The sequence below is a fragment of the Stenotrophomonas sp. TWI1409 genome, assembly GCF_039673015.1.
Taxonomy (GTDB): Bacteria; Pseudomonadota; Gammaproteobacteria; order Xanthomonadales; family Xanthomonadaceae; genus Stenotrophomonas; species Stenotrophomonas maltophilia_A.
The window spans coordinates 1-8,136 of sequence record NZ_JBDJKU010000109.1; the positions used below are offsets into that span (position 1 = coordinate 1).

11 protein-coding genes are annotated in these 8,136 nt (G+C 66.2%); 10 read left to right on the forward strand and 1 reads right to left on the reverse strand.

Features of this window, described 5'->3' with window-relative positions; genetic code table 11:
• Positions 1 to 92: 92 nt before the first annotated feature.
• Positions 93 to 968, reverse strand: a complete 876-nt coding sequence (locus tag ABE423_RS19970; RefSeq protein ID WP_253143891.1) for a folate-binding protein — start codon at positions 966 to 968, stop codon at positions 93 to 95.
• A gap of 39 nt (positions 969 to 1,007) precedes the next feature.
• Here ABE423_RS19970 and ABE423_RS19975 point away from each other — a divergent pair, with 39 nt between their 5' ends.
• From ABE423_RS19975 to ABE423_RS20020, 10 genes are all read left to right on the forward strand, one after another.
• On the forward strand, positions 1,008 to 1,178 hold the full coding sequence (locus tag ABE423_RS19975; RefSeq protein WP_005409075.1) for a DUF1674 domain-containing protein: 171 nt from the start codon (positions 1,008 to 1,010) through the stop codon (positions 1,176 to 1,178).
• Between the two features lie 56 nt (positions 1,179 to 1,234).
• Positions 1,235 to 1,627: a succinate dehydrogenase, cytochrome b556 subunit gene (gene sdhC / locus ABE423_RS19980; protein WP_024958620.1), complete on the forward strand. Its 393-nt coding sequence runs from the start codon at positions 1,235 to 1,237 to the stop codon at positions 1,625 to 1,627.
• Positions 1,624 to 2,010, forward strand: a complete 387-nt coding sequence (gene sdhD, locus ABE423_RS19985) for a succinate dehydrogenase, hydrophobic membrane anchor protein (protein ID WP_032128865.1) — start codon at positions 1,624 to 1,626, stop codon at positions 2,008 to 2,010. Before sdhC ends, sdhD begins: the two co-directional genes overlap by 4 nt.
• 31 nt (positions 2,011 to 2,041) lie before the next feature.
• The gene (gene sdhA / locus ABE423_RS19990) at positions 2,042 to 3,832 is read left to right on the forward strand and encodes a succinate dehydrogenase flavoprotein subunit (protein ID WP_134951043.1); all 1,791 of its coding nucleotides are present in this window, start codon (positions 2,042 to 2,044) and stop codon (positions 3,830 to 3,832) included.
• 66 nt (positions 3,833 to 3,898) lie between these two features.
• Positions 3,899 to 4,684, forward strand: coding sequence for a succinate dehydrogenase iron-sulfur subunit (locus ABE423_RS19995; protein WP_005409079.1), 786 nt, complete (start codon positions 3,899 to 3,901; stop codon positions 4,682 to 4,684).
• A 98-nt stretch (positions 4,685 to 4,782) separates the two neighbouring features.
• Positions 4,783 to 5,031 carry a succinate dehydrogenase assembly factor 2 gene (locus ABE423_RS20000; RefSeq protein ID WP_005409080.1) on the forward strand — a complete coding sequence of 83 codons (249 nt, stop codon included), beginning with the start codon at positions 4,783 to 4,785 and terminating at the stop codon, positions 5,029 to 5,031.
• The gene (locus ABE423_RS20005) at positions 4,982 to 5,431 is read left to right on the forward strand and encodes a hypothetical protein (protein WP_071229280.1); all 450 of its coding nucleotides are present in this window, start codon (positions 4,982 to 4,984) and stop codon (positions 5,429 to 5,431) included. The genes ABE423_RS20000 and ABE423_RS20005 overlap by 50 nt, the downstream gene beginning before the upstream one ends.
• Positions 5,432 to 5,454: 23 nt before the next feature.
• The gene (locus ABE423_RS20010) at positions 5,455 to 6,696 is read left to right on the forward strand and encodes a lipoprotein-releasing ABC transporter permease subunit (RefSeq protein ID WP_180836684.1); all 1,242 of its coding nucleotides are present in this window, start codon (positions 5,455 to 5,457) and stop codon (positions 6,694 to 6,696) included.
• The gene (gene lolD / locus ABE423_RS20015; protein WP_005409083.1) at positions 6,689 to 7,402 is read left to right on the forward strand and encodes a lipoprotein-releasing ABC transporter ATP-binding protein LolD; all 714 of its coding nucleotides are present in this window, start codon (positions 6,689 to 6,691) and stop codon (positions 7,400 to 7,402) included. The genes ABE423_RS20010 and lolD overlap by 8 nt, the downstream gene beginning before the upstream one ends.
• Positions 7,403 to 7,590: 188 nt before the next feature.
• Entirely contained in the window at positions 7,591 to 8,040 is a 450-nt protein-coding gene (locus ABE423_RS20020; RefSeq protein WP_032128869.1) for a DUF6491 family protein, read from the forward strand.
• Positions 8,041 to 8,136 lie beyond the last annotated feature (96 nt).

Sequence of the window (8,136 nt, forward strand, 5' to 3'; positions counted from 1 at the left end):
TTGAGGGGTGGGGGTCAAAAATTCCAAAAACAAAAAACGGGGTGTGCCCCCCCCCCCCCCCCCGCCACTACCATTCCTTGCATCCACCGGATTCAGCGCGCCAGGCCACCCAGCAACGGCATGCGCTGCGCGATGGCATCACCCACCTGCAGATCAGCGTCGCTGGCCTCCAGCGGCAGCACCGCCAGTGCCAGGTCGCCGGCCACGCAGGCAATCGTGCCCAGCGCTGCGCCGTCCTGCTGCACGCCATCGCCTGCCTGCGCCGGTGCCGCGGTATGCAGCAGCTGCACCGCACGCTTGGCCTTGCCGAGGAAGTGGGTGCGGGCGACGATTTCCTGGCCGGGATAGCAGCCCTTCTTCACGCTGTAACCGTTCAGGCGGTCCAACCCCAGCTGCTGCGGGGTCCACACTTCGCGCTGGCTTTCTTGCAGCCGGGGCAGGCCGTAGCGCAGGTCGGCCTGGCGCCAGGCCAGTGCGAAAGCGGCCTCATCGGCTTCACTGCTGGCTGCAAAGGCATCGGCGGCGCCAATGCGCAGGGTCCGCGGCAGGGCGTCGCTGCCCAGGTCCAGCTCCCAGCCGTCACCTGCGGTCTGCGCAATCGCAGCGCCGCTGGCGGCTTCGGGCGCAGTGAACGCGCCGGCCACGGCCAGATCGCTGCGCACCAGTACCTTCACCTTGCGGCGGAACACGAAGCGCTGCAGTTGCGACGCAATCGCATCGGCATCGCCGTCGGCCAGCACCAGCATCACGTGGTCGTCCGCTAGCCGAAGCAGCTGGAACACCGCCAGGGTGCGGCCCTTGGCGCTCAGCCAGGCGCTCCACTGCCAGTGCTGCAGGGGCAGGGCGGTGACATCGCTGCTGAACTGGGCGTGGGCAAAGACAGCTGCATCCGGGCCTTGCAGGCTCAGCAGCTGGTGGCCGGGCAGGCGCGGATATCCGACGAAAGCAGGGGGCAGGTTGTCAGGCACGTGAACGAGGTCTAAAATTTGTGCGTTGCGAGACCGAACATGATAGGCCAAACAACCCCCACTCCCGACGACGAATCTGAAGCCCCGCTGGTCCCCGCGGCACCCGTGCCCGTGGAACAGGAAAAAGCAGAGGAATTCGGCGGCCGCGGCGGACTTGATCCGGTGCGGTATGGCGATTGGGAGAAAAACGGACGCTGCATCGATTTCTGATCAGCATTGAGCCAACGCGGCCGTGTGCCGCCCAGCCGAGACAACGAGCCCAGCGAATGGCGACCAGACAACGCCCACTTTCCCCGCACCTTCAGGTGTATCGCTGGCAGATTCAGATGGCCACCTCGATCCTGCATCGAGCCACTGGCGTCTTTCTGTCTGTTGGTGCCCTCATTATCGCCGCCGGCCTGCTGGCCCTGATGATGGGGCCCGAGTCCTGGAACTGCTTCACCGGCCACGCCGGGGCCTGGTATGGCCGCGTGTTCCTGTTCGCGTGGACATGGTCGTTCGCCTATCACCTGTGCAATGGCATCCGCCATGTGGTGCAGGACTTCGCCATCGGCTTCAGCATCCCCGCCTTCATCCGCAGCAGCTGGCTGTCGGTCATCGGCAGCCTGGTGATCACCCTGCTGGTGTGGGCCTATGTGATGTTCGGAGGTGCCGCGTGAGCAAGTTCCGTACCCCGTTGAAGAGCGTACGCGGCCTCGGTTCGGCCAAGACCGGCACCGAGCACTTCGTGCACCAGCGCCTGACCGCCGCCGCCCTGGTGGCCCTGGGCATCTGGTTCCTGGTCTTCGTGCTGGGCCTGCTGGGCTCGGACTACGCGACCGCCGCCGCCGCCGTGGCCAAGCCGTGGAACGCTGTGCCGCTGATCGGCCTGCTGATCGCCATGTTCTGGCACGCGCAGCTCGGCATGCAGGTCGTGCTGGAAGATTACATCCACGAATCGCTGCTGGCCCTGGTGCTGCAGACCGCGGTGAAGTTCGTCGCCGTGCTCGGCATGATCGTCAGTGTGTTTGCGGTGGGCCGCATCGCCCTCGGCGTTGCCTGAGCCCAGGCACCTACACAGGAATCCAGATTAGATGTCCGCTTACAAGATCACCGAACACAAGTACGACATGGTCGTGGTGGGCGCCGGCGGCGCCGGCCTGCGCGCCACGTTCGGCCTGGCCGCCAAGGGCCTGCAGACCGTGTGCCTGACCAAGGTCTTCCCGACCCGTTCGCACACCGTTGCCGCCCAGGGCGGTATCTCGGCCGCACTCGCCAACATGGGCGAGGACGACTGGCGCTACCACTTCTTCGACACCATCAAGGGCTCGGACTGGCTGGGCGACCAGGACGCCATCGAGTACATGTGCCGTGAGGCCATCCCGGCCATCATCGAGCTCGAACACTACGGCGTGCCGTTCTCGCGTACGGCCGAAGGCAAGATCTACCAGCGTCCGTTCGGTGGCATGACCACCAAGTACGGCGAAGGCCCGGCGGCGCAGCGTACCTGCGCGGCGGCCGACCGTACCGGCCACGCGATGCTGCACACGCTGTACCAGCAGTCGCTGAAGCACGACGCACGCTTCATGATCGAGTACTTCGCGCTCGACCTGATCTTCGATGACGAAGGTGCCTGCCGCGGCGTGCTGGCGTTGGACATGTCCGACGGCACCCTGCACCTGTTCCGCGCCCAGGGCGTGGTGCTGGCCACCGGCGGCTACGGCCGTGCCTACTTCAGCGCCACCTCGGCGCACACCTGCACCGGTGACGGTGGCGGCCTGGCCATGCGTGCCGGCATCGCCATGCAGGACATGGAGTTCGTGCAGTTCCACCCGACCGGCATCTACGGCGCCGGCTGCCTGATCACCGAGGGTGTCCGCGGTGAAGGCGGCATCCTGCGCAACAGCAGCGGCGAGCGCTTCATGGAGCGTTACGCACCGCACTACAAGGATCTGGCCTCGCGCGACGTGGTCAGCCGTTCGATGACCATCGAGATCCGCGAAGGCCGCGGCGTCGGCGAGCACAAGGACCACATCCTGCTCGACCTGACCCACCTTGGCCCGGGCGTGATCGACGAGAAGCTGCCGGGCATTGCCGAGAGCGCCCGCATCTTCGCCGGCGTCGACGTGCACAAGCAGCCGATCCCGGTGATCCCGACCGTGCACTACAACATGGGCGGCATTCCGACCAATTACCACGGCGAAGTGGTGCGCAAGGATGGCGACAACCCCGATGCGGTGATCCCGGGCCTGTACGCGATCGGCGAAGCCGCCTGCGTGTCCGTGCACGGCGCCAACCGCCTGGGCTCGAACTCGCTGCTGGACCTGGTGGTGTTCGGTCGTGCAGTGGCCAACCGCTGCGCCGAGACCATCAAGCCGGGCGCGTCGCACAAGCCGCTGCCGGCCGATGCCTGCGACAAGGCGCTGGGCCTGCTGGACAAGCTGCGCCACGCCAACGGCGATACCCCGACCTCGGTCATCCGCGATCGCATGCAGCGCACCATGCAGGCCGACGCGGCGGTCTTCCGCACCAGCCAGACGCTGAAGGAAGGCTGCGAGAAGATGGACAAGATCTTCGACTCGTTCCAGGACGTGAAGGTCTCCGACCGTTCGCTGGTCTGGAACTCGGACCTGATCGAGACCTACGAGCTGAACAACCTGCTGCTCAACGCGGTGGCGACGATCAACTCGGCCGAACAGCGCAAGGAAAGCCGCGGCGCGCATGCGCACGAGGACTATCCGGACCGCGACGACGTCAACTGGCAGAAGCACACCCTGGTCAGCGTCGACGAGAAGGGCAAGTGCAGCTTCGACTACCGTCCGGTGCACATGTACACGTTGACCGACGACGTGTCCGTGGTGCCGCCGAAGCCGCGCGTGTACTGATCCGACCCCGCCTACCATGCAATCCGCGCCCACGGGCGCGGGCCGCCTGAGCCAACGAGAGCAGCCATGGCCGAGTTTTCACTCCCCAAGAATTCCAAGATCACGAAGGGCAAGCACTTCCCCGTCAAGAACGGCGGCAAGAACGTGCGCACCTTCAAGATCTACCGCTGGAGTCCGGACGACGACAGCAACCCGCGCACCGATACCTATGAAGTCGATCTGGACGCCTGTGGCCCGATGGTCCTGGACGCCCTGATCAAGATCAAGAACGAGATCGACCCGACCCTGACCTTCCGCCGCTCCTGCCGCGAAGGTATCTGTGGTTCGTGCGCGATGAACATCGACGGCACCAACACCCTGGCCTGCACCCGAGCCATCTCGGACTGCGGCAAGAAGGAAGTGCCGATCTACCCGCTGCCGCACATGAACGTGGTCAAGGATCTGGTTCCGGACCTGACCCACTTCTACGCGCAGTACGCCTCGATCAAGCCGTGGATCCGCACCCAGACTCCGGCACCGCCGGATCGTGAGCGCCTGCAGTCGCCGGAAGACCGCAAGAAGCTGGACGGCCTGTACGAGTGCATCCTGTGCGCCTGCTGCTCGACCAGCTGCCCGAGCTACTGGTGGAACGGCGAGCGTTACCTGGGCCCGGCGATCCTGCTGCAGGCCTACCGCTGGATCATCGACTCGCGCGATGAGGACACCGGTGCGCGCCTGGACGATCTGGAAGATCCGTTCAAGCTGTACCGCTGCCACACCATCATGAACTGCGCCCGGACCTGCCCGAAGGGCCTGAACCCGGCGCTGGCGATCGCCGAGATCAAGAAGCTGATGATGGAACGCCGCGCCTGATCAGGCCTGGCTGTACCCGGTAGAGCCACGCCACGCGTGGCTGTGCCACCCCAGTAGAGCCACGCCATGCGTGGCTTTGCTGTATCTGGAGAAACATGATGGAAGAAGACGTTCTGCTGAAGAAGCTGCGCTGGCGTTGCCGCCGCGGCATGCGTGAGCTGGACCAGCTGTTCGGTCGCTACCTGGACCACGAATGGAGCACTGCGCCGACCGAAGAGCGCGAGGTTTTCCTGTTCCTGCTCGACTGCGAGGACGATAAGTTGTGGCGCTGGTTCATGGGCTATGAGGCCTGTCCACATGCGCACGCGATCCCCCTCATGCAGAAGATCCTCGCCCTCAAGCCTTGAGTGGCGCCCCTCGCGGCTGCAGGCTGCCGCCCAGTTGGCGGTGCTGCTGGCTGCGCCCTGGCTGCTGCGCGCATCGGATCTGCCTTCACGGTTGCTGATGCCCGCGGTGGTGCTGGCCTGGGTCATCGGGTTGGCCGAACTGGCCTGGCGACAGCGCAGGCCGCGCGTGCAGGTGCTTCTGCCAGCACCGCCCGAGCCGCTGCAGGTGGCCGGGCAGGACGCCGATACACCCCAGCTGGTCGTGCGTGGTCCATGGCTGTTGTTGCTCTGGCGTGAGGATCGCCGCCGCCGGCGCCTGCTGTTCTGGCCGGATGTGCTCGATTCCGGGCAGCGACGTGAACTGCGACTGGCCGTGGCCGCACGTGGCGTTTCCCGTAGGCCCCGGTCGATGGCACCATAAGCTGAATTGACCGGCGTGCCTGCATGTTCAAACCCATTCCCGTGGCCATTGGCCTGCGCTACCTGCGCGCCAAGCGCCGCAACGGCTTTATCTCCTTCATCTCGATGGCATCGATCCTGGGCATCGCGCTCGGCGTCACGGTGCTGATCACCACCTTGGCGGTGATGAGCGGTTTCCAGAAGGAAATCCGCAGCCGCCTGCTGCAGATGACCGCGCACACCACCATCAGCCGCGACGGCGAGCCGATGCCGGACTGGATGCGCGTAGTCGACGTGGCCAGCAAGGACCCGCGCGTGGCCGGTGCTGCGCCGTACATCGAGATCCAGTCGATGATCAGCGGCCCGCGCGTGCAGGGCGCGATCATCCAGGGCATCGATCCGGCGCTGGAGCCGAAGGTATCGGTGATCGACAAGAAGGTCACCAAGGGCAGCTATGACAGCCTCACGCCGGGCAACTTCAACCTGCTGCTGGGCAAGGAGCTGGCGATCTGGCTGGGCGTGGACGTTGGCGATCAGGTGCTGGTGACGTTCGCCGAAGTGCAGGGCACGCCTGCCGGTGCGGTGCCACGGATGAAACGCTTTACCGTGAGCGGAATTTTCGAGGCCGGCTACAACGAGGTCGACCGCGGCGTCGGCTTCGCCAACATGAAGGACCTGGAGCGCGTGCTGCGTTCCGATGGTGCTACCGGCGTGCGGCTGAAACTGCACGACATGGACCGCTCGCTGGAAGTGGGCGTGGACCTCGCGCAGAACCTCGGTGGTGCGTACCGCGTGAGTGACTGGACCCAGCAGAACGCCAACCTCTACCACTCGCTGCGCATGGAGAAGGTGGTGATGGGCATCCTGCTGTCGCTGATCATCGCCATGGGCGCGTTCAACCTGGTGTCCTCGCAGGTGATGCTGGTCACTGACAAGCAGGCCGACATCGCCATCCTGCGCACGCTCGGCCTGACCCCGGGCGGGGTGATGCAGGTGTTCATGGTGCAGGGTTCGCTGATCGGCATCTTCGGCACGCTGGCCGGCCTGATCGGTGGCATCACCCTCACACTCAACCTGGAGCGCATCCTCGGTGCCATCGAGAGCGTGTTCAACGTCAAGCTGATGCCGGAGGATGTGTACTACATCACCGGCCTGCCGACCGACATGCAGACCGGCGACGTGGTGGCGATCACCGTGGTCGCGCTGCTGATGAGCTTCCTGGCCACCCTGTATCCCGCCTGGCGGGCAGCACGCACCCAGCCGGCGGAGGCCCTGCGTTATGAATAAGGTCTTCAACCGCGGCGATGAAGTGATCCGCGCCGAAGCACTGGGCAAGACCTACGCCGAAGGGCGCATGCAGACCCCGGTGTTCGATGGCCTGGACCTGACCGTGACCGCCGGCGAAACGGTCGCGATCATCGGTGCCTCCGGCGCCGGCAAGAGCACGCTGCTGCACCTGCTGGGTGGCCTGGACATTCCGACCGCCGGCGAGGTCTATGTGACCGGCCAGCGCATGTCAGCGCTGTCCGATACCGCGCGCGGCCTGCTGCGCAACCAGGCGCTGGGCTTCGTCTATCAGTTCCACCACCTGCTGCCTGAGTTCACCGCGCTGGAAAACGTGATGATGCCGGTGCTGCTGGCCGGTACTGCAGTGGCCGAGGCGAGCAGCCGGGCCACCACGCTGCTGGAAGCGGTCGGCCTTGGCCATCGCCTGGACCACAAGCCCGGCGAACTGTCCGGTGGCGAACGCCAGCGTGCCGCAGTGGCGCGTGCGCTGGTCAATCATCCGGCCTGCGTGCTCGGGGACGAGCCGACCGGCAACCTCGATGACCGCACCGCGGCGACGGTGTTCGAGCTGATGCTGGAACTGAATCGTGCGCGGCATACCAGTCTGGTGCTGGTGACCCACGACCGCAGCCTGGCACGGCGCCTGGACCGGGTGCTGGAGCTGCGCGAGGGGCGCCTGCACGCACTGGCCCACGCCGACGTCTGAGGCGCTGGGCACGCTTTGGTGGAAGCCGACCTTGGTCGGCTGCTCTTGCAGGGCAAGCGCCAACCAAGGTTGGCGACTGCCGTGGTCCGGCCAGGAGCCGCCGACCGGCTGCTGAATGGGGCACTGGCTTTCGCGCCGGCGTTGTCTGCGCAGGCGCATGATGGCGACAGTTCCCCGAGGAGATCGCCATGAAGACCCCGATCCTGATGGCCGGACTCTGCCTGGCGCTGGCCGCCTGCGCGACCACCGGCCGGCTCAGCTCTGCCGAGAAACTTGACCTGTACCGTGCCCATGCCGGCGCGCCGCAGAACGACATGCAGTTCTTCGGCAGCCTCAACGGCTGGACCGAACTGGGTGATAGCGCGCTGGCGGTGTGGACGCGTCCCAGCGAGGCCTATCTGCTGGAATTGAGGGGGCCCTGCCAGGACCTGCCGTATGCCACCGCCATCGGCCTGACCAGCCAGATGAACCGTGTTTCGGCGCGTTTCGACAAGGTGCTGGTGCGCGACCCCACCGGCGGCCCGCGCATGCCGTGCTTCATCGACAGCATCCGCAAGCTGGACGTGAAGGCGCTGCGTGCCTCCGAGCAGGAGCTGCGCCAGGCGCAGGTGCAGGAGCGCGAGGAAAGCACGAAATAGCGTGGTAGTGCCGGCCGCTGGGCGGCCACCCCCCCATGCCCCGGTGGGGGCCCCCCGCCGGCCCCACCCGGGGGGGGGGGGGGCGCGGGGGTGACC